Annotated in this window: 22 protein-coding genes; 6 read left to right on the top strand and 16 right to left on the bottom strand. The window is 56.0% G+C overall.

Annotation, left to right across the window (positions count from 1 at the left end; genetic code table 11):
* Positions 1-32: 32 nt before the first annotated feature.
* The 3 genes from brnQ to phoB all read right to left on the bottom strand — a co-directional run bounded on the left by brnQ (position 33) and on the right by phoB (position 3768).
* The gene (gene brnQ, locus IM300_RS10420; protein ID WP_063451713.1) at positions 33-1352 is read right to left on the bottom strand and encodes a branched-chain amino acid transporter carrier protein BrnQ; all 1320 of its coding nucleotides are present in this window, start codon (positions 1350-1352) and stop codon (positions 33-35) included.
* Between the two features lie 409 nt (positions 1353-1761).
* A complete protein-coding gene (gene phoR / locus IM300_RS10415; protein ID WP_063869094.1) occupies positions 1762-3057 on the bottom strand; it encodes a phosphate regulon sensor histidine kinase PhoR in 1296 nt (431 codons plus the stop codon).
* 21 nt (positions 3058-3078) lie between these two features.
* A complete protein-coding gene (gene phoB / locus IM300_RS10410) occupies positions 3079-3768 on the bottom strand; it encodes a phosphate response regulator transcription factor PhoB (RefSeq protein ID WP_003859122.1) in 690 nt (229 codons plus the stop codon).
* A 187-nt stretch (positions 3769-3955) separates the two neighbouring features.
* Here phoB and sbcD point away from each other — a divergent pair, with 187 nt between their 5' ends.
* Positions 3956-5161, top strand: coding sequence for an exonuclease subunit SbcD (sbcD, locus tag IM300_RS10405; protein WP_102749802.1), 1206 nt, complete (start codon positions 3956-3958; stop codon positions 5159-5161).
* On the top strand, positions 5158-8289 hold the full coding sequence (sbcC, locus tag IM300_RS10400) for an exonuclease subunit SbcC (RefSeq protein ID WP_193036401.1): 3132 nt from the start codon (positions 5158-5160) through the stop codon (positions 8287-8289). Before sbcD ends, sbcC begins: the two co-directional genes overlap by 4 nt.
* Before the next feature lie 85 nt (positions 8290-8374).
* On the opposite strand, the gene mak is transcribed toward sbcC, so the two are convergent.
* On the bottom strand, positions 8375-9280 hold the full coding sequence (gene mak, locus IM300_RS10395) for a fructokinase (RefSeq protein ID WP_131636063.1): 906 nt from the start codon (positions 9278-9280) through the stop codon (positions 8375-8377).
* Positions 9281-9403: 123 nt separating this feature from the next.
* Here mak and rdgC point away from each other — a divergent pair, with 123 nt between their 5' ends.
* Positions 9404-10318 (top strand): recombination-associated protein RdgC, encoded by a 915-nt coding sequence (gene rdgC / locus IM300_RS10390; protein ID WP_006809928.1) that lies wholly within the window; start codon positions 9404-9406, stop codon positions 10316-10318.
* A gap of 40 nt (positions 10319-10358) precedes the next feature.
* Here the strand turns inward: rdgC and ppnP are convergent, their stop codons facing one another.
* From ppnP to IM300_RS10365, 5 genes are all read right to left on the bottom strand, one after another.
* A complete protein-coding gene (gene ppnP, locus IM300_RS10385) occupies positions 10359-10646 on the bottom strand; it encodes a pyrimidine/purine nucleoside phosphorylase (protein WP_003859131.1) in 288 nt (95 codons plus the stop codon).
* A gap of 72 nt (positions 10647-10718) precedes the next feature.
* Positions 10719-11396 (bottom strand): AroM family protein, encoded by a 678-nt coding sequence (locus IM300_RS10380; RefSeq protein ID WP_193036399.1) that lies wholly within the window; start codon positions 11394-11396, stop codon positions 10719-10721.
* A gap of 236 nt (positions 11397-11632) precedes the next feature.
* Complete coding sequence (yaiA, locus tag IM300_RS10375) at positions 11633-11824, bottom strand: protein YaiA (RefSeq protein WP_063451719.1); 192 nt, start codon at positions 11822-11824, stop codon at positions 11633-11635.
* Between the two features lie 44 nt (positions 11825-11868).
* Positions 11869-12393, bottom strand: coding sequence for a shikimate kinase AroL (aroL, locus tag IM300_RS10370; RefSeq protein WP_063869102.1), 525 nt, complete (start codon positions 12391-12393; stop codon positions 11869-11871).
* 144 nt (positions 12394-12537) lie between these two features.
* On the bottom strand, positions 12538-12996 hold the full coding sequence (locus IM300_RS10365; RefSeq protein ID WP_063451721.1) for a YaiI/YqxD family protein: 459 nt from the start codon (positions 12994-12996) through the stop codon (positions 12538-12540).
* A 97-nt stretch (positions 12997-13093) separates the two neighbouring features.
* Here IM300_RS10365 and proC point away from each other — a divergent pair, with 97 nt between their 5' ends.
* A complete protein-coding gene (gene proC, locus IM300_RS10360; protein ID WP_063451722.1) occupies positions 13094-13903 on the top strand; it encodes a pyrroline-5-carboxylate reductase in 810 nt (269 codons plus the stop codon).
* Between the two features lie 199 nt (positions 13904-14102).
* On the opposite strand, the gene psiF is transcribed toward proC, so the two are convergent.
* The 4 genes from psiF to IM300_RS10340 form a co-directional block, all read right to left on the bottom strand.
* A complete protein-coding gene (gene psiF, locus IM300_RS10355) occupies positions 14103-14423 on the bottom strand; it encodes a phosphate starvation-inducible protein PsiF (RefSeq protein ID WP_193036397.1) in 321 nt (106 codons plus the stop codon).
* 295 nt (positions 14424-14718) lie between these two features.
* The gene (gene iraP, locus IM300_RS10350; protein WP_063869106.1) at positions 14719-14979 is read right to left on the bottom strand and encodes an anti-adapter protein IraP; all 261 of its coding nucleotides are present in this window, start codon (positions 14977-14979) and stop codon (positions 14719-14721) included.
* Positions 14980-15188: 209 nt separating this feature from the next.
* Positions 15189-16403, bottom strand: a complete 1215-nt coding sequence (locus IM300_RS10345; protein WP_063869108.1) for a multidrug efflux MFS transporter — start codon at positions 16401-16403, stop codon at positions 15189-15191.
* 169 nt (positions 16404-16572) lie between these two features.
* The gene (locus tag IM300_RS10340) at positions 16573-17256 is read right to left on the bottom strand and encodes an extensin family protein (RefSeq protein WP_193036395.1); all 684 of its coding nucleotides are present in this window, start codon (positions 17254-17256) and stop codon (positions 16573-16575) included.
* 104 nt (positions 17257-17360) lie between these two features.
* Between IM300_RS10340 and ddlA the strand changes: the two genes are divergently transcribed.
* Entirely contained in the window at positions 17361-18458 is a 1098-nt protein-coding gene (ddlA, locus tag IM300_RS10335) for a D-alanine--D-alanine ligase (protein WP_063869112.1), read from the top strand.
* Positions 18459-18461: 3 nt separating this feature from the next.
* Here the strand turns inward: ddlA and IM300_RS10330 are convergent, their stop codons facing one another.
* Positions 18462-18683, bottom strand: a complete 222-nt coding sequence (locus IM300_RS10330) for a DUF2754 domain-containing protein (protein WP_063869114.1) — start codon at positions 18681-18683, stop codon at positions 18462-18464.
* A 247-nt stretch (positions 18684-18930) separates the two neighbouring features.
* On the opposite strand from IM300_RS10330, the gene IM300_RS10325 reads away from it, so the two are divergent.
* Entirely contained in the window at positions 18931-19233 is a 303-nt protein-coding gene (locus IM300_RS10325) for a DUF2755 family protein (protein ID WP_063451729.1), read from the top strand.
* Here the strand turns inward: IM300_RS10325 and IM300_RS10320 are convergent, their stop codons facing one another.
* Both IM300_RS10320 and sbmA read right to left on the bottom strand, forming a co-directional pair.
* Positions 19234-20331: a DUF1615 domain-containing protein gene (locus tag IM300_RS10320; protein WP_063451730.1), complete on the bottom strand. Its 1098-nt coding sequence runs from the start codon at positions 20329-20331 to the stop codon at positions 19234-19236.
* Positions 20332-20342: 11 nt separating this feature from the next.
* Positions 20343-21563, bottom strand: coding sequence for a peptide antibiotic transporter SbmA (gene sbmA, locus IM300_RS10315; protein ID WP_193036392.1), 1221 nt, complete (start codon positions 21561-21563; stop codon positions 20343-20345).
* Positions 21564-21789: the final 226 nt, after the last annotated feature.

The following is a 21789-nucleotide window of genomic DNA, read 5'->3' as shown; positions in this document are numbered from 1 at the left end:
AGCCCCGTGGTTAAACAATTTGTTGCCGTTGATTAATGGGCGTTGGAGGTTACCTGACGCCCGGCAGCACGGTCCCAAACAATCGCCAGAACCAGCGCAACAACGGAAGGCATCAGCCAGGCCAGGCCCTGCTCGGACAGCGGCAGACGCTGTGTCCAGGCTGGCAGGATTTCTGCAAATGCTGATGCTTTGATCCCGTCAAGGATACCAAAAATCAGGCTGATAAACATGGTTGGCGCAATAATTCGCGTAGAGTTATGCCACCACGGACGCGTGAAGCTCAGCACGACCAGCACGATACATGGCGGATAGATCGCCGTCAGCACCGGAATGGACACCTGAATCAGGTGGCTCAGACCGAGGTTCGACACCGCCATGGAGAAGATGCCGAGGATAAACACCAGCGTGCGGTAAGAGAGCGGCAGATACTGGGCGAAGAACTCTGCACAGGCGCAGGTCAGGCCCACCGCCGTCACCAGGCACGCCAGGAAGATCAGCGCTGCCAGCAGCATGCTGCCTGCCCCACCAAAGGTGTGCTGCACGTAAGCATGCAGGATCGCCGCGCCGTTTGCGCTCTGATCGACCAGCGTTGCGCTATCTGAACCCAGACGGAACAGCGCCAGATACAGCAGCGTCAGGCCGACACCGGCCATCAGGCCAGCCCAGATGGTGTAGCGGGTCAGCAGACGCGCTTCGGTCACACCGCGAGAACGCGCGGCGTTAACGATAACAATACCAAACACCATCGCGCCGAGCGTATCCATCGTCAGATAGCCATTCACGAAACCGTTTGAGAACGCCGCGTTCTCATACGCGTCCATCGCGGAGCTGATAGGACCCGCAGGCCAGACGATAGCCGCAACCGCCAGCACGATCAGCGCCACAATTTTCAGCGGTGCCAGGAAGTTCCCTACGGTATCCAGCAGTTTGCCCGGATAGAGAGAAACCAGAATCACGATGGCGAAGTAAATCAGGCTGTAAATAAACAGCGGCATCGCGCCGTCACCGGTCAGCGGAGCGATACCCACTTCAAAGGAGACGGTCGCCGTACGCGGGGTTGCGAACAGCGGGCCAACGGCCAGATAGCAGACGGTTGCCAGCAGAACGCCGGCCACTTTGCCAATCGGGGTGCTGAGGCTGTCCACACCGCCGCCCACTTTCGCCAGCGCGATGACGGTCAGTACCGGTAGACCCACGGCAGTCAGCAGGAAGCCAAACGCAGCCGTCCAGACGTGTTCACCCGCCTGTAAGCCAACCATTGGCGGGAAAATGATGTTGCCTGCGCCAACGAACAGCGCAAATGTCATAAAGCCCAGCGCGATAATGTCACGCGATTTCAAGTGATGGGTCATAAAACCTTACTGCCTGTGGATGTGGTGTTGAAAACGTTGAGATTTTCGCCATCCCTGACGGGACAATGCAGCGGAAAATTTGCTCAATTTCAGCGGGATATGCTCCCGTCCTGGCGTGGAGAAGAATAGTTTTTCGATTTACCACGCATATACAGTCGGTCTGACAGTATATGGGGGGCAATTTAAACGCTTATAACGTTTAAAGGCAAGGAGGGATCGTAAAACCAGAACAATATGCCAGCATGAAAATGCAGACCAAAATAATATGCCATGTATAAGAAAAACTCATGGCTAATCATGCGAACAAAAAAGCAGCAGCCGTATAATATTCAGCCGCGTTTCGCTTGACTGCAAAGCAAACGGGCCAGCAAACGCTGGCCCGTGGAAAGGTAAACTGACACGCCTGCCATCAGGCGCTTTTTTTGGCAATTAATCGTTCCGGGAGCACGAAGCTAAAGCGCGTGCCCTTACCCAGAGTACTTTCGATATCAAGACGGCTGTCGTGGTGGCTCACCGCATGCTTCACGATTGCCAGCCCCAGCCCGCTCCCCCCGGTCTGCCGCGAGCGCGCTTTATCCACCCGGTAGAACCGTTCGGTAAGACGCGGGAGATGTTCTGGCCCAATCCCCGGGCCGTTGTCCTCTACGCTAAATTCAGCGCCCGCTGGGGTATGCTGCCAGCGCACCGTAATATGCGTCCCTTGCGGGGTATGGTTCACGGCGTTATACACCAGGTTTGAGATAGCACTGCGCAACTCATCTTCACTGCCGAGCACTTTCAGCGTGTTATCAACGTCAAAAGCCAGCGTGTGCTGATTATGGCTCAGCGTTTGGGCCTCGCGCTCTACCACCCGCAGCATCATCGGCACGTCAATGATGTCGTTAAGCGCCAGCGACGGGGCTGCCTCAATCTTTGAAAGCGTCAGCAGCTGTTTGACCAGCCCTTCCATGCGGAACGTCTGCTCCCGCATGGTATGCAGCGCTTTCTCACGCGGCGCCCCCTCCAGCGTTTGTTCCTGCATCATCTCAAGGTAGCCCTGAAGCACCGTCAGCGGCGTACGCAGCTCGTGACTGACGTTAGCAAAGAAGTTACGGCGCGCGCCCTCAAGCTGGTGCATTTGGGTTACGTCACGTGCCACCATCAGCCACTGCCGATCGCTGTAGGGCATCACGCGGATTTCCAGATGACGACCGTTGTTGAGCTTAAGGTTATGCGGACGGGTAAAATCGCGCTTTTTCAGATACAGCGTGAACTCGGGATAACGCAGAAGGTTAAGGATATTTTGGCCGTTATCATCCGGCCAGCGCAGGCCCAGCAGCTGTTGCGCGAGGCCATTACACCAGAAGATGGTCCCTTCTTCCGTCGTCAGGATCACCGCGTCCGGCAGCGACTCCGCGCCGCTGCGAAAGCGTTTGATCAGGCTTCCCAGCTCACGACGGCGCTTTTTATTACGCATCTGCATCTGGTGCAGACCGTAGAGCAGCGGCTCCCAGCTCCCGCTTCCCGGCGGAGGTGTCATACTCCTGTCGACCCATAGCCACCAGGAGAGGCGCAGTAAATTCCAGAAATGCCAGACGAGCAGTCCCGTCACGGCCACCAGTAAAAACCACGGCAGATAGCCAAAAACAGCCCCCAGAATGAGGGCCGGAATACAGCATAAGATCAGTTCAAAGACGAGCCTTTTCCATGACAGACGTTCCAGCACGCGTCACACTCCTGTCATTGTTCAGAAACGGGTCGAGAAACGATAACCCGTGCCGCGGACCGTCTGTACCATGCGATCGTGGCCGCTCAGTTCCAGTGCTTTACGCAGGCGGCGAATATGGACGTCAACCGTTCGGTCTTCGACATAGACGTTAGTTCCCCAGACGTTATTCAGCAACTGTTCGCGGCTGTAAACGCGTTCCGGGTGTGTCATAAAGAAGTGAAGGAGTTTAAATTCGGTGGGTCCCATATCGAGGGGATTTTCACCGGTCATGACCCGGTGTGAGGTAGGATCGAGGCTTAGCCCCTGCATCTCAATCACCTCTTCCACCGCCATCGGTGAAATACGGCGCATCACCGCTTTGATTCGAGCCACCAGCTCTTTCGGGGAGAACGGTTTGGTAATGTAATCGTCCGCGCCGGTTTCCAGACCGCGCACGCGATCCTCTTCCTCACCGCGCGCCGTCAACATCACTACCGGGATATCGCGGGTCATCGCCTCGCGCTTAATATGCTTGATAAACTGCAATCCGGAACCGCCAGGCAGCATCCAGTCCAGCAGGATCAGGTCGGGCCAGGGTTCATTCAGCTGGTTCACCGCGCTGTCATAATCTTCCGCTTCAACCGGCTGGAAGCCATTTTGTTCAAGCACGAAGCACACCATTTCACGGATCGGAGCTTCATCTTCTACGACCAGAATACGTCTCGCCATACTTTGCCCTGTCTTATCGTATTTAAGTTACAAGTCTGTAATGCGGCGTTATTATGCGTCAGATTTATGACAGATTTATGAAAAACATTACCACGGTAAATGGCAAACTGTTGTTTTATTACAGCGGTTATTTTCCGCTCCCCGAAAGTTTATAATCCTGCTTTCTTATTATTGCCACGGATCTCTTATGCGCATACTTCACACCTCAGACTGGCACCTGGGTCAAAATTTTTACAGCAAAAGCCGCGCCGCGGAACATGAAGCGTTCCTGAACTGGCTGCTGGAGACGGCTCAGGCTCACGAGGTGGACGCAATCATTGTGGCGGGCGACATTTTTGATACCGGATCGCCGCCGAGCTATGCGCGTGAGCTGTACAACCGTTTTGTGGTCAACCTCCAGCAAACCGGTTGTCATCTGGTGATTGTCGCCGGAAACCATGATTCCGTGGCGATGCTGAACGAATCCCGCGATATTCTGGCGTACCTCAATACCACCGTGGTAGCCAGCGCCGGCCACGCGCCGCAGATCCTGAAAAAACGCGACGGCACGCCGGGCGCGGTGCTGTGCCCTATCCCGTTTTTACGCCCGCGCGATATCGTACAAAGCCAGGCCGGCCTGTCCGGGAGCGAAAAGCAGCAGCATCTGTTGCAGGCCATCACGCGCTATTACCACCAGCAACATACGGAAGCCTGTGCCCTGCGCGGTGAACAGGCCATTCCGATCGTTGCCACCGGACACCTCACCACCGTCGGGGCCAGTAAAAGTGACGCGGTGCGCGAAATTTATATCGGTACGCTGGACGCGTTTCCGGCGCAGAACTTCCCGCCCGCCGACTACATTGCCCTCGGGCATATTCACCGGGCGCAAATCATCGGCGGCTGCGAGCACATCCGCTACAGCGGCTCGCCCATTTCGCTCAGTTTTGACGAAACGGGCAAAGCCAAATCCGTGCATCTGGTGAGCTTCACCGACGGCAAACTCAGCGCCGTTGAGACGCTTGAGGTCCCGGTCACCCAGCCGCTGGCGGTGCTGAAAGGCGATCTGGCCGCCATTACCGCCCAGCTTGAACAGTGGCGCGGCGCAGCGCTTAACCCCCCCGTCTGGCTCGATATCGAAATCGCCACCGACGACTACCTGTACGATATGCAGCGTAAAATTCAGACGCTGACGGAAGACCTTCCCGTGGAGGTGCTGCTGGTACGCCGCAGCCGCGAGCAGCGCGAGAAAATTCTGCTGAGTGCTCAACGTGAAACGCTGAGCGAACTCCGGGTTGAAGAGGTGTTCGCGCGGCGGCTTGCGCATGAAGAGATGGACGAGGCCAGGCAAACGAGGCTTAACGAGCTGTTTGCCCAGACCCTGCATACCCTCAATGACGAGGAAGAAAACGCATGAAAATTCTGAGCCTGCGTCTGAAAAATCTCAATTCACTGAAAGGCGAGTGGAAAATTGATTTCACCGCGGAGCCGTTCGCCAGCAACGGGCTGTTTGCCATCACCGGTGCCACCGGCGCAGGTAAAACCACGCTGCTGGACGCTATCTGCCTGGCGCTCTACCACGAAACGCCGCGCCTTAATAAGGTCTCCCAGGCCCAAAACGACCTGATGACGCGCGATACCGCCGAATGTCTGGCAGAGGTGGAGTTCGAGGTTAAAGGCGTCGCCTATCGCGCTTTCTGGAGCCAGAACCGTGCCCGCAACCAGCCGGACGGAAACTTACAGGCACCGCGCGTGGAGCTAGCCCGCTGTGAAGACGGCAAAATTCTGGCCGACAAAGTCACGGATAAGCTGGAACAAACCGCCGCACTGACCGGGCTGGACTATGGACGCTTTACCCGCTCGATGCTGCTCTCTCAGGGGCAGTTTGCCGCCTTCCTGAACGCGAAACCGAGCGATCGCGCTGAGCTGCTGGAAGAACTGACCGGCACGGAAATTTACGGCCAGATTTCCGCCATGGTCTTCGAAAAACATAAAGCGGCACGCAGCGCGCTGGAGATGTGTGAAGCGCAGGCCGCAGGCGTAGTGCTGCTGAGCGAGGAACAGCAGCAGCACTTGCAGCAAAGTTTGCAGGCGCTCACTGACGAAGAAAAGATCCTGCTGGCCCGGCAGCAGAGCCAACAGAAAGATTTTCAGTGGCTTACGCGTAACGACGAGCTAATACGTGAACAGCAGCGCGCAGCCGTTTCGCAGCAGCAGGCGCAACAGGCTCTGACGGACGCCGCTCCCCAACTGGCGAAGCTTCAGCTGGCCCAGCCCGCCGCCCAACTGCGCCCCCTGTGGGAGCACCAGCAGGAGCAGACCGCCCGCCTGTCGCAGACCACAGAGCGAATTGCCGAAGTAAATACTCGCTTACGTGACAGAGCGGCACTGCGCGCGCGTATCCGCAACGGTGCGCTGCGCAACCGTGAACAGTTGCAGACAGAGCACACGGCGCTGACGCAGTGGCTGACCGAACACGATCGTTTCCGTCAGTGGGGACAGGAAATTGCCGGCTGGCGGGCGCATTTTACGCAGCTGAGTCGCGATAAAAATCAGCTCGCGGCCCAGTCGGCGCGCATTGCTGAGCTCCGCCAGAAGCTGGCCGGGATGCCGGAAAGTACGCTGACGCTGACGGCTGAGGCCATCACAACCGCAATGGAGCAACAGGCACACACGCGGGCGCTTCGCCAGCGCCTGACCGCGCTTCACGCTCGCTATCAGCCGCTGCAAAAACGGCTGCGCCAGAATGCGGAAAGCGTGAAGAAAGCACAGGCTGAGCAGGTCACGCTCAACGACACCCTGACCCTGCGCCGTCAGCAGTATAAAGAGAAAAATCAGCACTTTGTCGATCTTAAGGCGCTCTGTGAGCGTGAAGCGACAATCAAAGATCTTGAGAATTATCGTGCTCAGCTGGAAGCCGGTAAGCCTTGCCCGCTCTGCGGCTCATGCGAACATCCGGCCGTGGTGCAGTATCAGGCACTCGAACTGACCGACAATCAGCGCCGCCGCGATGCCCTCGAAAAAGAGGTTGCCGCGCTGAAAGAGGAAGGATTGCTGGTGCTCGGGCAGGTCAATGCGCTGGCCCAGCAGATCCAGCGCGAGACAGCGGAAGCCCAGTCCCTCTCTCAGGAAGAGCAAGCACTCACTAAAGAGTGGCTGGAGGTCTGCACGTCCCTGAACATAGCGCTGAATATTCAGGATGATATCGCCCCCTGGATGAACGAACAGGAGCAGTACGAACGCCAGCTTTATCAGCTAAGCCAGCGTCTGACGCTGCAAAACCAGCTCAATGAACAGGAAGGACAGGCGCGCCAGCACCAGCAGCAGCTGGCGGCGACGCGTCAGGCGCTGGCTGCTTCGTTGCGGTCGCTGTCGCTTAGCGAGCCCGATGAGGGTGCTGAAAACGCCTGGCTCAGCGCGCGCGAAAACGAGTACGCCCGGTGGCAGGAAAAACAGGCCCAGCACGGTACGATTCAGGAGCGTATTAACGCCCTGATGCCCATTCTGGATACGCTGCCGGTTTCTGATAATGCAGAAGCCGACGCGGTGATCCCTGAAAACTGGCGTGCGATCCACGACGAATGCGTGTCGCTGCAAAGCCAGCTCGCCACCCTACAGCAGCAGGAGACCCTGGAGCGTGAACGGCTTCAGCAATCGCAGGCTCAGTTCAGCGCCGCGCTGACCGCGAGCTTCTTCGCCGATCGCGAGGCATTTCTCGCCGCCCTGCTGGATGATGCGTCGATCCGCCAGCTTGAACAGCAAAAGCAGACGCTTGAGAACCAGCTTCAGCAGGCCATGGCGCTCTCGGTACAGGCAAGCCAGCAGCTTCAGGCGCACCAGGCACAACGCCCAGAGGGGCTGGAAACCGATATCGCAACCCTTCAGGCACGGTTACAGCAGCTGGCGCAGCAGCTTCGGGACAACACCACGCATCAGGGGGAGATCCGCCAGCAGCTCAAACAGGACAGCGATAACCGTCTGCACCAGCAGGCGTTAATGCAGCAGATTGAGGAGGCGGCGCGTCAGGCCGACGACTGGGGCTATCTCAATGCGCTGATAGGCTCCAGCACCGGCGATAAATTCCGTAAATTTGCCCAGGGGCTGACGCTGGATAATCTGGTGTGGCTTGCCAACCAGCAGCTCAACCGTCTGCACGGCCGCTACCTGCTCCAGCGTAAAGCGAGCGACGCGCTGGAGCTGGAGGTGGTCGACACCTGGCAGGCCGATGCGGTACGCGATACGCGCACCCTTTCCGGCGGGGAGAGTTTCCTGGTCAGCCTGGCGCTGGCCTTAGCGCTTTCCGATCTGGTCAGTCACAAAACGCGGATTGACTCGCTGTTCCTGGATGAAGGGTTCGGCACGCTCGACAGCGAAACGCTGGATACCGCGCTGGATGCGCTCGACGCGCTGAACGCCACCGGGAAAACCATCGGCGTGATCAGCCACGTCGAGGCAATGAAAGATCGTATTCCGGTGCAGATCAAAGTGAAGAAGATCAACGGGCTGGGATACAGCAGGCTGGACAGGGAGTTTGCGGTGGGTTAAATGATGGGGCGCTGCGGTCTGGTGCCCTCACCCTGGCCCTCTCCCCGTGGGAGAGGGTACAAAAACTTGCGTTGCTGTTTTGCGTTTATTCCGGCCACAACCACGCTGCGCCGCGCACGCCGCTGGAATCACCGTGGACGGCTTTGCGGATCGGCGTTTCGCACTCGCCGCCAAATACCCACTGTTTTATCAGCGTGGGCACCGTCGCGTACAGCCGGTCGACGTTGCTCATGCCGCCTCCCAGCACAATCACGTCGGGGTCGAGAATATTGATCACATGCGCCAGGGATTTTGCCAGCCGCATTTCGTAGCGGCTGAGCGCCAGTTCTGCCACCGGATCCTGCTCCTCAACCAGACGCATAATCTCGTTCCCCTTGAGCGGCTGGCCGCTCAGACGATGATAATCGGTGGCAAACCCCGTCCCGGAAATAAAGGTCTCAATACAGCCCTGCTTGCCGCAGTAGCACGGTACTTCAGCGCGATATTTGAGTTCATCTTCGTCCATCCACGGCAGCGGGTTGTGTCCCCACTCGCCCGCGGTGCCGTTGCCGCCAATATGCGAGCGTCCGCCGATAGCCACGCCCGCCCCGCAGCCGGTGCCGATGATGACCGCAAAAACGGTCTGCGCGCCTGCCGCGGCGCCATCGACGGCCTCGGACACCGCCAGGCAGTTGGCGTCATTTGCCAGACGCACTTCCCGGTTGAGACGTTGACTTACGTCTTTATCGAACGGCTGACCGTTGAGCCAGGTGGAGTTGGCATTTTTCACCACGCCAGTATAGGGCGATATGGAGCCGGGGATCCCTATCCCCACCGTCCCCGTCTCGCCCGTTGCCTGCTCTGCCATATCGACCAGGCGGGCAATCGTTTCGAGGGTCTGGTGATAATCATCGCGCGGCGTAGGCAGACGGTGGCGAAACAGTTGCTCTCCCTGCTCGCTCAGCGCAATAACTTCTGTTTTGGTGCCGCCCAAATCAATCCCAATACGCACAAGACACTCCTCATTATTTTGATTATCAACAGAGTAGAAGCCCGCATCCCGATTAGCAATGCAAGCGATGCGACAATTCGTTATCATGCCCGCTGATTTAACGACAAGGCCGTGGAAATTATCATGCTGTGGTTCAAAAATTTGATGGTTTACCGTCTCAGCCGCGACGTTTCGCTGCGTGCAGAAGAGATGGAAAAACAGTTAGCCGCTTACTCCTTTACCCCTTGCGGTAGCCAGGATATGGCAAAAACCGGCTGGGTTCCGCCAATGGGTTCTCAAAGCGATGCGCTGACCCACGCCAGCAGCACGGGGCAAATCATCGTTTGCGCCCGTAAAGAAGAGAAGATCCTGCCAACGCCCGTGGTTAAGCAGGCGCTCGAAGCGAAGATCTTCAAGCTGGAAGCTGAACAGGGCCGTAAGCTTAAAAAAACCGAAAAAGATTCGCTGAAGGATGAAGTGCTGCACTCGCTGCTGCCGCGCGCCTTTAGCCGCTTTAGCCAGACCATGATGTGGATCGACACCGTTAACGGGCTGATCATGGTGGACTGCGCCAGCGCCAAAAAAGCGGAAGATACGCTGGCGCTGCTGCGTAAGAGCCTTGGCTCATTGCCGGTGGTTCCGCTGGCGCTGGAAACGCCGATTGAGCTGACCCTGACGGAGTGGGTGCGTAGCGGGACGGCTGCTCAGGGCTTCCAGATCCTTGATGAAGCAGAGCTGAAAGCGCTGCTGGAAGATGGCGGCGTGATCCGGGCGAAGAAACAGGATCTGGTGAGCGACGAAATCGCCGTGCACATTGAAGCGGGCAAAGTGGTGACCAAACTGGCGCTCGACTGGCAGCAGCGCATTCAGTTTGTGATGTGTGATGACGGCTCGGTGAAGCGTCTGAAATTCTGCGATGAACTGCGCGATCAGAACGAAGATATCGACCGTGAAGATTATGCCCAGCGCTTTGACGCAGACTTTATCCTGATGACCGGCGAGCTGGCGGCGCTGATCCAGAATCTGGTGGAAGGCCTCGGCGGCGAAGCGCAGAGATAATTCTCCATCACCCTCTCCCCAATGGGGAGAGGGAAAAACATCACTTCAGATAGCGGCACAGATAAGAGGTTGGCTCTGCAACCTGTAAATGGAACTCGCTGTGGCCCGGCACGTTGAATACCTGCCCGGCGCTATAGACTTTCCACTCCGTTTCACCCGGCAGTAAGACGTTCAGCGCGCCGCTGACCACCGTCATCTCTTCCGCTTCTGCGGTGCCAAAGGTGTATTCCCCTTCTGCCATTACGCCGACACTGGCGCGGCCAGTGCTGCTGCTGGTAAAACCAATGGATTTCACTTTACCGGAAAAGTATTCGTTACTTTGAAGCATGAACTGGCCCTTATATTTATAGAGAAAAATCCACTATAGGGGCCATGCTCATGACCTGTCACGCAAAATTCATTACACCAGTAATTCCGACGCCAGGCGCGCCATCAGGACGTTAGAGAGCAACACCGGAATATCCAGCGCCTTTTGCAGTAAATCACGATGCCGCTGATGGAACCCCAGGCAGTCCAGCATCAGGACATCCGCCCCTCTGTCGATCAACTCCTGTCCAGCCGCAATCAGTTTCGCTTCGCTGTCCCAGAACGGATTTGCCAGCGCGTACAGCGGAGTGTGCTCCAGCGCGGCCCACTTCACCGTCTGGTTATCCAGCAGTTCTTCAACGGGAACGATGACCCCAACCTGGTGACCATCCACAATTGACGCCACCAGCGGCGGAATGATCCGCATCGGTTCAAGCAGAATGGCGTTACGCGCGCTAAGCCCTTTAACCGGTGCCGTGCTCATCAGCAAAATAACGTCATAGTCTTGATTATCGAGCACTTCGATCACGCCCTGTAGCGCGCGCTCAATTTTCTGGCGCGACACATGCGCCAGTTTACCGTCGCTTAATAACGTTGCCAGGGGCTCATCCCCCGCCTCGACAGCGTAGTCTTCCATGACCTCTTCCCGACTCATCTTCCCTAACAGGCTAAGATGCTTAATCTGTTGTTCAGAGATATGCTCCGTGAGGAGCGGTAATACTTCGCTTACAGGGACCACACCGATTGTGAGGATCGCCAACGTCGCCTTCATTTTGATCGCCTTCCGTTACTACCACAACTGCCACACAGGTACAGGCTCACTACACTGTACCGTTCATTTATTCAACAAAACAGCACCAAGCGTAGCAGGGGATCTCTACACCGTAGTGTAAAGATCGACTGGCCTTTCCGAATCCACCTGTAATAACTAAATATTAACTGCTACTTAACATTGGCGATAAGTTAAAAGTGTGATGCAGGCACGGTTGTAACGAATTCGGACTTTTATCAGGACTTCTCTGGATCCTCATAGCGCCGTTTCGCATCCCGCGCTTCCTGTTCGGTTTCATGTTCGCTGATCAGCGAATCCGGTTTGGGGTGATCGGCACGCAGCTGGTACCAGGTTACGGTCTCATCGCCATTACCTTTTTCAACGGTAACGATGCGGGCTTCACGTGGATAGGGAGGTCTGGTTGGCATAGCTCATCCTTTTTTTATGTCTGAGCTATGAGTATAGACGGCTGTTAGCTGGCGCAAGCCAAACGCAGGGCGGTAATAATCTGAATCGCAACTTTTTCGGGTGATGCCGAGGCATCCACAACATGGTGTGCCGCCTCGCGGTATAGCGCATCGCGTTCGGCGAGCACGTCGCTGACCTCTTCACTCAGCGGTTTCGCGGTCAGCGCCGGGCGCTGCCCCTCTTCCGGAAACGCTTCCAGCCGCCCCACCAGCGTCGACACCGGGGCACAGAGGTAGATCACGACACCTTTTTCGCGCATAAACTGACGATTGTACGGTGCCAGAATAATGCCCCCACCGGTTGCAATCACGGTTGACGGTGCGGTCACCGCTTCCAGCGTAGCCGTTTCGCGCGCGCGAAAGCTCTCCCACCCCTCATTCTCCACGATATCGGCGATGGTCTGACCGGCATTCTCCTGGAGCCAGTGGTCAGTATCGACGAACTGACTCTGGCACAAACGCGCCAGCTCCAGACCAACGGTCGTTTTCCCACAGCCGCGAGGGCCAACTAAAAAGATGGGTGGGTTCATAACCAGGTGTTCCCCTTGATGCCGGATAACTGAAGGCTGTAAAGAAATGATTGCAGAAGATGTTGCGCTAACTTTACTGCAAAGCGGTACGGAATGACAAGCCTGTGGAAGCCACACTGTACCACAAAACAGCCCGGAGGATGACTACGCCGGGCGGCGTTTCACTTCCAGCAGCCATTTATCCAGCTCGGCGGCAAACTGCTGGCGATCGCGCTGCGACAGGCTATCTGGCCCACCGGTCTGCACGCCGCTGGAACGCAGCGTATCCATAAAATCACGCATGGTAAGTTTCTCGCGGATCGTTGCCGGAGAATAACGTTCTCCGCGCGGGTTCAGCGCCGCCGCCCCTTTCGCCAGAACATCGGCCGCCAGCGGGATATCCGCGGTGATCACCAAATCCCCCGCGCTGCACAGGCGTACTATCTCGTTATCCGCCACGTCGAACCCGGCCGGAACGCGCAGAGAACGAATGTATCTGGAGGGCGGCACGCGGATATTCTGGTTCGCCACCAGCGTCAGCGGCATCTGCACGCGCTCGGCAGCGCGAAATAAAATCTCTTTGATCACGTTCGGACACGCGTCCGCATCAACCCAAATCGCCATAGTCTCTCCCCAATATGATTCTGGCGACTATTGTCGCCTGCATTTCGTTGTTAAGCTATCAGTGAGAGATAACAACGCATAAAAACGGAGAGACGTGATGGATAAGAAAATCGGGTTTATCGGCTGCGGGAACATGGGTAAAGCTATCCTCGGTGGACTGATTGCCAGCGGCCAGGTGCTGCCGGGGCAGATTTGGGTCTATACCCCGTCACCGGATAAAGTCGCGGCGCTGCGTGATGAGTATGGTATCAACGCCGCAGAAAGCGCGCAGGAAGTGGCTCAGGTGGCGGACATTGTCTTTGGCGCCGTTAAGCCGAATATCATGATTAAAGTCCTGAGCGAGATCACCTCCAGCCTGAATAAAGATACCCTGGTGGTGTCGATTGCCGCAGGCGTGACCCTCGATCAGCTCGCCCGCGCGCTGGGCCACGACCGTAAGATTGTTCGCGCCATGCCAAACACTCCGTCGCTGGTGAATGCCGGCATGACCTCCGTGACCCCGAACGCCCTGGTGACGTCTGAAGACGTGGCGGATGTACTGAATATTTTCCGCTGCTTCGGCGAAGCGGAAGTGATTGCCGAAGCGATGATCCACCCGGTAGTTGGCGTGAGCGGCTCGGCGCCGGCGTATGTCTTTATGTTTATCGAAGCCATGGCGGATGCCGCCGTGCTGGGCGGCATGCCGCGCGCGCAGGCTTACAAATTTGCGGCGCAGGCGGTAATGGGCTCGGCCAAAATGGTGCTGGAAACGGGTAAACATCCGGGCGAACTGAAAGATATGGTGTGCTCGCCGGGCGGCACGACCATTGAAGCCGTGCGCGTGCTGGAAGATCGTGGGTTCCGCTCCGCCGTGATCGAGGCGATGCAAAAATGCATGGAAAAATCAGAGAAGCTGAGCAAGTCCTGATGAGTAACGCCGCCGGAACGGTATGAGTCATCCAGTAAAAGCTGCTGGTGCCCGCTTCCCGAATATGCTCGTGATTTTATAACATGCATCGCTCATTTTTCTTGGGAAAATTATGAAACCATTTCCCCAGCTATAGTGAGAGAATGACAGCGAAAGTATGAAATTTTGGGTGAGCCACTGCCGTGGCTCACCCTTAGCACTACGCCTGTTTCTTCAGGCACGCGCTCATGAACTTGCTGCGATCGTCGCCTTTCAGCATCTGCTGCGTCGCCTGAGCATTACACTCGCGCATTTTTTGCTGCTGCGGGGTCAGGCTTTTTTCACCCGGTTTGGTCGCACCCTTCTTAAGGCAGTCGCTCATATACGTTTTACGGGCATCCCCTTTCAGACTTTGCGATGTCGCCTGTTGGTTACAGGTCGTCATGCGCTGCTGCTGGGGCGTTAACGTTTTCTCTTCCGCGTGTGTTGAGGCCATCAGGCACAGGCCAGAGAGCAGGGTAACCAGTATTGTTGTTTTCATTGCACCATCCTTTATGTGAAGTTCCACGTTAAGTCTGGTTCGTTACGGGAAAAAAACCACCCTGCAACCATGATTTTCGCCGGGCTTCCCGGTTATTTCAGTTCCGTTGCGGTGCGATTAACATTACCCGGTTATGCCGTAAGGACTAAAGTCATTAATAACGTAAATAATGCGGTGAAAAGTGTGCTCTGCTTCAATTTAATTACCCCATGACAAGTGGGTAAAAATAAAAACAGCGCGACGCCAGGCATCCTGCATGACAATTCTGTGACACGTCATTTTCACCTCTGGCAGGTTAGCTGCGAGGATGCCTTAAAAGCTTCTTTACGTATTGCTGAAGCAGCTCCGCATCTTCTGCGGGCACCTGTGAATCAGGGCGAGCGTTCTCCAGCGCGCCTTCAACGTTGTCTATCAACGCTTCCTGCTCCGGTTTTGCCATCTGTCGCAACAGTGCCGTAACGACGATTTCCAGCGCCTCGACCTGGGCTACCAGCTCTTTCGACTCTTCTTCCTTTTGGGCAAGCTTAACCAACAACTCAGCAATGAGATTTTTCATGGTGCTATTTCCTTTTGTGATTCCCCCCTGAAATTAACACCCTCATTGAATAATGCAAAGCATGGATTGATTTTCTCTTATGCAAAAGTGACATCGCTGCCAAAAAAGATATTCCGAACCGGGAGCGAAACGTTTTTCTAAAAGAAACGCGCCGCATTTCGTTATATAAAAATGCGGCGTTCATAAGAATAAATAATATATTATCGTGTTTACCGGGCTGACTTTGCCTCAGCGATTTGCCTGCGACGGCGTAAGGCAAAGGCCAGTTGAATAATATTAATAAGTACCACCACCGCCGTTGCGGCAAATACCCAGCGGAAACCCGCCATCGCCGAAACCGATGCGCCAATCAGCGGGCCCGCTACGTTGCCTAAATACATGAACGACTGGTTGTAGCCAAAAATGCGGCCTGTTACCTGGTCACTGGAATATTTCACCAGCAGCGTCTGAACCGCAGGCAGCATGGCACCATCCGCAAAACCAAGGAGGAAGCGCAGCACGCCAAGCTGAAGCGGTGTGGTGACGAACGACATGGCAAAGAAGAGGATCACGGCGATGATGAGCGTTGCCATCAGAATGCGCGCCGTACCGATCCTGTCGCCCAGTTTTCCCAGACGCGGCGCGGACATCAGCGCCGACACGCCCGGCACAGCGGCAATCATCCCGCTCAGAAAAGCAATGTTGCTGCTGTCCGGCGCCATCGACTTGATAAACAGCGCCAGGATCGGCCCCACAGAGCCGTTGCAGAGCTGGATCACCATCGTGGTGACAAAGAGGCTGATCATCAGGCCAGGATAAGGCAGCGAGGCGAAAACCGCCTTTCCGCTCAGGCGTTCGGATTTACTTACAGCAGGCCGCCCGCCCTCTTTGATCAGAAAAAGGGTGACCATAAAGCTGATTGTCAGCAGGATGGCGGTAATGATAAAGACCGCACGCAGCCCTACATGGTCAGCCAGGAAGCCGCCGAGCAGCGGGCCGCCAATCACTCCGCTGATCTGTGCCGTGGAAAGCGTGCTGAGCGCCCAGCCGCTCCGCTCGCGCGGTACCTGCGAGGCCACCAGCGCCATGGCGTTCGGAATGTACCCGGAAGTCAGCCCCATAATCGCCCGCAGAATAAACAGCTGCCAGACGTTGGTGGCGAAGGCCTGGAGCAAAATGGCTATCGCCATCCCCAGCGAGGCGCGGAGCAACATTAATTTGCGCCCCTTACGGTCCGCCAGACTTCCCCACATCGGTGACACTATGGCAGATACCAGAAACGTCACGCTGAACGTCAGGCCGGACCACATGGAGAGCGCTTCATGGGAAGTGACCCCCAGCTGCGACACGTACAGCGGCAGGAAGGGCAATATCTGGCTGATAGCCAGTCCGGTGAAGAAACAGCCGAACCAGACTGAGATGAGGTTAACTTTCCAGGATTCCATAACAGAAATAGTCTTCATTTTTAGGCGAATTCGCCGACAGATTAGCAAGTTACGCTCGATGGCATAGCGCCAGAGATGCGGCCTTGCAGACTTTGGTGTTTTATCTTCCCAGTCATCATATTTGTGAAACAAGTCACAATTTATCCACTTTTCGGTGGAAGATTATGCTTCATCGACATAATCCGTATCCGCGCATCCCCAAATGGAAATGGTTGGCATGGGCGGCATTATAGTTCGGCCCCAGACCGTTACCGTAATAGCCGCAGCTTGCCGACAGCAGCGCCTGTAGCCAGGGCTGCGTCTTTTCCGCTTTCCAGCCATTGAGAATGGTAACGCGCTGTCCGTTTGCCAGCCGGAAGGCGCTGATGTCCAGCGCATCCGCCGTGGCATGTTCACTGCGCCGCGCATCCGGGCGGCTATAGATATTGCGGCAGGCAAAGCTGCCCAGATGTTCAATGCGCGTAAGCTCGCTTCCCGTCCAGGTTTTGGTGAGCGGTCGGGCCTGCTGGCTGACAAACAGCGCCGAGCTTAACGCCAGCGGGCAACTGGCAAGAAAGCTGCCGTTCAGGCTGACCGGGCCAAAATCGCGCACGCGCACCACGTTACTTAGCGGGCACTCCCCGGCGCTGTCTGCAACAGCTTGGGTACGGATAAGCTGGCGTTGATTCGCCTGCGCTAACAGATTTTCGCACGCCTGCGGCGTTAAGCGCCGAAGTTTAAACTGGGTTATTTTTCCAGGCGGATCGTCAAGCGTAAGCGGCACGAAAGGATTGTAATGCGGCGGCAACCAGCGGTAGCCCACCGCGGCGATCCCGGTAATAACGATAAGAATAAGCAGACCTTTTCCTCTCACGCGCCCCCCTTCAACATCCCTTAAAACATTATGGCAGAAGGCCGCGAAACGCGCCGGGCATCGTGGTATGTTATTGGCTTTTCGTCAGACTGGAAGAGAGTGAGATGGCAAAGCAGCGCGTAGGTATTGTCTTTGGGGGAAAATCGGCAGAGCACGAGGTGTCATTGCAATCGGCTAAAAATATCGTTGATGCGATTGATAAAAGCCGTTTTGACGTGGTGCTGCTGGGCATTGATAAACAGGGCCAGTGGCATGTTAACGATGCCAGCCAGTATCTGCTACATGCTGACGATCCGGCGCACATCGCCCTTAATCCTTCTGATATCAGCGTCGCAACGGTGCCGGGCGTGGAACAGGGACAGCTAATTAATGCCGGGAACGCGCAGGCGCTGGCACAGATTGACGTAGTGTTCCCCATCGTTCACGGCACGCTGGGCGAAGACGGTTCCCTGCAAGGGATGTTGCGTATGGCGAACCTGCCGTTTGTCGGCTCCGATGTGCTTGGCTCTGCCGCCTGCATGGATAAAGACGTCACTAAACGTCTGCTGCGCGACGCCGGTCTGAACATTGCGCCGTTCGTGACGCTTACGCGTGCCAACCGCGATAAACACAGCTTCGCGCAGATCCAGGCGCAGCTTGGCCTGCCGTTGTTCGTGAAACCCGCGAATCAGGGCTCTTCCGTGGGCGTCAGTAAAGTGACCAGCGAAGCGCAGTTTAACGATGCCGTTCGTCTGGCCTTCGAATTCGACCATAAGGTGGTGGTTGAGCAGGGAATTAAAGGTCGCGAAATCGAGTGCGCTGTCCTGGGCAACGATTTCCCCCAGGCGAGCACCTGCGGTGAAGTGGTTCTGAACAGTGACTTCTATTCCTACGACACCAAATATATTGACGACAAAGGTGCCCAGGTTGTGGTGCCCGCCGCGCTCGATCCCGACGTTAACGACACGATCCGCGCGATCGCCGTTGAAGCCTATCAGGCGCTGGGATGCTGCGGGATGGCCCGCGTCGACGTGTTCCTGACGCCGGATAACGAGGTAGTGATTAACGAAATCAACACCCTGCCGGGCTTTACCAATATCAGCATGTACCCGAAATTGTGGCAGGCCAGCGGGATAAGCTATCCGGAACTGATCACCCGCCTGATTGAACTGGCGCTGGAACGTCACGCCGCTGACAGCGCCCTGAAAAGTTCGATGAACTAACGGTTACTCGACGTTCTCTGCCGTCGTCGTCTCATCGGGACGACGACGGATAATGAATCCCGCCAGCCAGAAACTGATGACCCAGGTCACCAGCCCCACCGCATAGGTTTGCCAGCCTTTCGCTTCAAACCCGAGCAGCCCGACAACACCGTTAAGAATAAAGATCAGCCCGATCGCAAAGGCGTAGTAATGCCAGTCACGGCGTAGTTTGGAAGTGAGCTTCATAGCAACTCCGGCAGAAAAAAACCATCCTCTCACAGTTTACTGAAAACGTCTGTGGCGGATACGTAAATTCTGAAATGCAGCACAGTTTCACTTATGTTATCAATTTGTGACATGATGCATAAATCGACAATCCAGGAGGAATCCTGAGCCGACTTTCCCACGATTCTGATATTGACAAATGCTATGACCTGTCACACTCACCCTGTACGACGCGTATTAAAACAGAGTGATATTTTCGGGAGGTCTTATGGCAGACTTTACATTGTCGAAACCGATTTTTGGCGGAAAACAACCAAAAACCTCCACTGCGGGGAACATTGCCTATGCCCTGTTTGTTCTGTTTTGCTTCTGGGCTGGAACCCAACTGCTGAATATGCTGGTGCACGCTCCTGGCGTGTATGAGCACCTGATGCAGGTTCAGGATACCGGCCGCCCGCGCGTTGAAATCGGTTTAGGCGTGAGCACCGTGTTCGGGCTCATCCCCTTCCTCGCGGGCAGCATGGTGCTGGGCGTCATTGCACTCGTCCTGCGCTGGCGCCACCGCCGCTGATTACAGTCCCATACAGCGAGCCCGACGATCGTCCACGCGTTTCGCGAACCAGGCGGTCGTCAGGTTACGCGTGATCTTCGGGCTTTCCAGCTGTATGCCCGGCAGAATGGCTCGTGGTAATGCCTTCCCACTTTTCTTCTCGGCGAGCGCAAAGACCTGCTTATACAAATCCGTTTTCTCAAACGCCAGGCTATCGCCCTTCTCCAGTTGACGACGGATATCGCTGTTGCTCATCTCCAGCTTCGTCGAGAGTTTACGCACCGCACGTTCGGTGGTGCCCGCCTCGCTGCTGCCGTAAGCAATGAGATCGCCGTCCAGAGCCAGCTTCACACCGCTGGCGCGACTTACCGCATTCTGGAAGGCTGCATTTCGGCTGGCATACCAGCCCGCGTTAAAGTCCGCAAAGCGATACAGCGGTTTATCGTAGCTCGCCGGATAATTCAGCAGATGATACGTTCCAAACCACAGTCCCCCGCGCAGGGAAAAGACTTCCTGACGCACCGTACCGTCGATATCCCACGGATAGCCGTCGGTATGTTTTTCCGCAAATGCGATACTGACCTGCATCGGGCCGCCGGTATGCACCGGATTCAGCGAACCGAACAGCTTCTGCCCCATCGGCACCATATTGATCAGGTCGTCGAAAATGGCGCTCAGCTGTTTCTCGGTTTTCACCGTATCCAGCCGTTCGCTGTAGCTTTTACCGTTTGGCGAGGTGATTTTAAGGGCGGTATGCACCAGGAAAACCGGGATATGCATCGATTCGGCCCGGCGGTCGATCTCCTTCCAGGCGATTTTGTTCAGGCCAGGCACGACAGGATCTGATTGATACATTGATTCCTGCTGCGCCACCGCCAGCACCGAGCAGATATTCTCCTCGGTAGGCGCAATCTTCTGGCTTTTGAAGGTCGTTGCCAGCGCATCAGCCCACTCGCTGCGATCCTTCACGCTGGCGGGCATTTTTTGCCGCACCACGCTTGCCACATCAACAGGCTTCTCGCCTTCTTTGAGCGGGGCGGCCCCTTTATCGGCACAGCCCGCCAGCACGAAGGCGGCGAGTAACGTCAGCGGTAATCCACGTGGTACGGCAAATGGCATAGCAATTCCTTTTAACCTAATGTATGGGTGACTTCCTGCAAGTCCTTATCGTCCAGCTCACGCTCGAAACTGCGTAAACGTTTATAGATGGACATCAGCTCCACCAGCGTAGTCCAGGAGCTTATCAGGTACTGGAACGAACCGCGAACCTGACCAAAAACGTTGGTGATTTGGGTCATCAGACCGAGCGTGATCGTACCCGCAACGATGGACGGGAACAGCAGGAACAACCCGAAAACGTTATCCACCTGAAGATAAAGAATGCGCGCGATATTGAAATACATGTAATGGAAATAGAGGCGGAAGTAGTTACGACGTACGGCGCCAAACAGTTCACGCACGGTAGGCGGTGACGCACGGTTGGCGTCGTCTTCACCATACACCAGCTCTTTACGGTAGGCCGCTTCCACGCGCTGATTTTTAAATTCCAGCCCCGGCAGCTTGATCCCCACGACCGCCAGCAGCCCCGTTCCCATCAGCGACCAGACAATCGCGGCAATCACCAGGCCATATGGCAGATGACCGACAATCGGCAACTCCGGAACGTGCGACGAGAGAGTCACCAGCACCGGCAGGAAGGCGATAAGCGTCATGATGGCGTTGATAAAGCTCACGCCCATATTTTCAAGCGTAGAGGCAAAACGCATAGTGTCTTCCTGCACACGCTGAGCGGCACCTTCGATATGACGCAGGTGCTGCCAGTGCGCCATATAGTGTTCGTTCATCGCGGTACGCCAGCGGAACACGTAGTGACTGACGAAAAAGTTATTCATCACACCGATCACCACGGCGATCAGGGCGATGCCGAGGAAGATCCCTACCTCATGGTAGAACTGGTTTATGGTCACCTTATGCGGCGAACTCAGCGCCGTCTGGATCAGATCGTAAAACGGCGCATACCAGGCGTTGACCGCCACGCCCACTTCCACCAGGAACCAGGTGACAAAGATGATTAACGACGTGCCGAGAATCGACCAGTATTGCCAGCGGTGAGGAGAATAGATGAACCAGAACATGGCGAACAGCCCTACGCAGAGCAGGTAGTAAGCGTAGAAAAGCAGATAGCTCATGGACCAGAAGCGCGCTGCGCTAATGGGGATCTCGCCCGTTGCCCCCGTAAGACGGGTCAGCCACGCGCCGCCACCGGCCTGCCAGAAAATGACAGCCAGCAGTGCCCAAATAAATGCCGACAGGAAAAAGGGCCCCGGCTTTGGGAAAAATGACTTAAACATTGTGCTTCCTTCTTGTTGTTATGGCTGTTGCTGTGTTCAACATATCGCCACGCGAAACCTTGCCTGCGCCAGCCGCCCGGCTCAGGCAAAAAAGTCAGACCTGCGGGTGAATTATTAGTTCGCTTTCCCGTTTTCAGGAATTGTTTCGGTGCGTTTCATTCGCAACAGCAACCGTAGCGTCTATCATACGGTCGATGTCACAAAATGGGAGTCTGGCCGCAAGTAA

The sequence above is a fragment of the Enterobacter cloacae complex sp. I2 genome (assembly GCF_014896205.1).
In the GTDB taxonomy this organism is placed as follows: domain Bacteria; phylum Pseudomonadota; class Gammaproteobacteria; order Enterobacterales; family Enterobacteriaceae; genus Enterobacter; species Enterobacter quasihormaechei.
The sequence above is the reverse complement of the archived record's forward strand: the minus strand, read 5'-3'. Positions and strand labels throughout refer to the sequence as shown.

Coding starts and splice junctions, on each gene's coding strand:
- phoB (WP_003859122.1), bottom strand. CDS start 3,768: ATGGCGAGACGTATTCTGGTCGTAGAAGATGAAGCTCCGATCCGTGAA.
- rdgC (WP_006809928.1), top strand. CDS start 9,404: ATGCTGTGGTTCAAAAATTTGATGGTTTACCGTCTCAGCCGCGACGTT.
- brnQ (WP_063451713.1), bottom strand. CDS start 1,352: ATGACCCATCACTTGAAATCGCGTGACATTATCGCGCTGGGCTTTATG.
- yaiA (WP_063451719.1), bottom strand. CDS start 11,824: ATGCCAACCAGACCTCCCTATCCACGTGAAGCCCGCATCGTTACCGTT.
- sbcC (WP_193036401.1), top strand. CDS start 5,158: ATGAAAATTCTGAGCCTGCGTCTGAAAAATCTCAATTCACTGAAAGGC.
- IM300_RS10325 (WP_063451729.1), top strand. CDS start 18,931: ATGGCAGACTTTACATTGTCGAAACCGATTTTTGGCGGAAAACAACCA.
- IM300_RS10380 (WP_193036399.1), bottom strand. CDS start 11,396: ATGAAGGCGACGTTGGCGATCCTCACAATCGGTGTGGTCCCTGTAAGC.
- ppnP (WP_003859131.1), bottom strand. CDS start 10,646: ATGCTTCAAAGTAACGAATACTTTTCCGGTAAAGTGAAATCCATTGGT.
- sbmA (WP_193036392.1), bottom strand. CDS start 21,563: ATGTTTAAGTCATTTTTCCCAAAGCCGGGGCCCTTTTTCCTGTCGGCA.
- psiF (WP_193036397.1), bottom strand. CDS start 14,423: ATGAAAACAACAATACTGGTTACCCTGCTCTCTGGCCTGTGCCTGATG.
- IM300_RS10330 (WP_063869114.1), bottom strand. CDS start 18,683: ATGAAGCTCACTTCCAAACTACGCCGTGACTGGCATTACTACGCCTTT.
- iraP (WP_063869106.1), bottom strand. CDS start 14,979: ATGAAAAATCTCATTGCTGAGTTGTTGGTTAAGCTTGCCCAAAAGGAA.
- IM300_RS10345 (WP_063869108.1), bottom strand. CDS start 16,403: ATGGAATCCTGGAAAGTTAACCTCATCTCAGTCTGGTTCGGCTGTTTC.
- ddlA (WP_063869112.1), top strand. CDS start 17,361: ATGGCAAAGCAGCGCGTAGGTATTGTCTTTGGGGGAAAATCGGCAGAG.
- proC (WP_063451722.1), top strand. CDS start 13,094: ATGGATAAGAAAATCGGGTTTATCGGCTGCGGGAACATGGGTAAAGCT.
- IM300_RS10320 (WP_063451730.1), bottom strand. CDS start 20,331: ATGCCATTTGCCGTACCACGTGGATTACCGCTGACGTTACTCGCCGCC.
- sbcD (WP_102749802.1), top strand. CDS start 3,956: ATGCGCATACTTCACACCTCAGACTGGCACCTGGGTCAAAATTTTTAC.
- aroL (WP_063869102.1), bottom strand. CDS start 12,393: ATGAACCCACCCATCTTTTTAGTTGGCCCTCGCGGCTGTGGGAAAACG.
- IM300_RS10365 (WP_063451721.1), bottom strand. CDS start 12,996: ATGGCGATTTGGGTTGATGCGGACGCGTGTCCGAACGTGATCAAAGAG.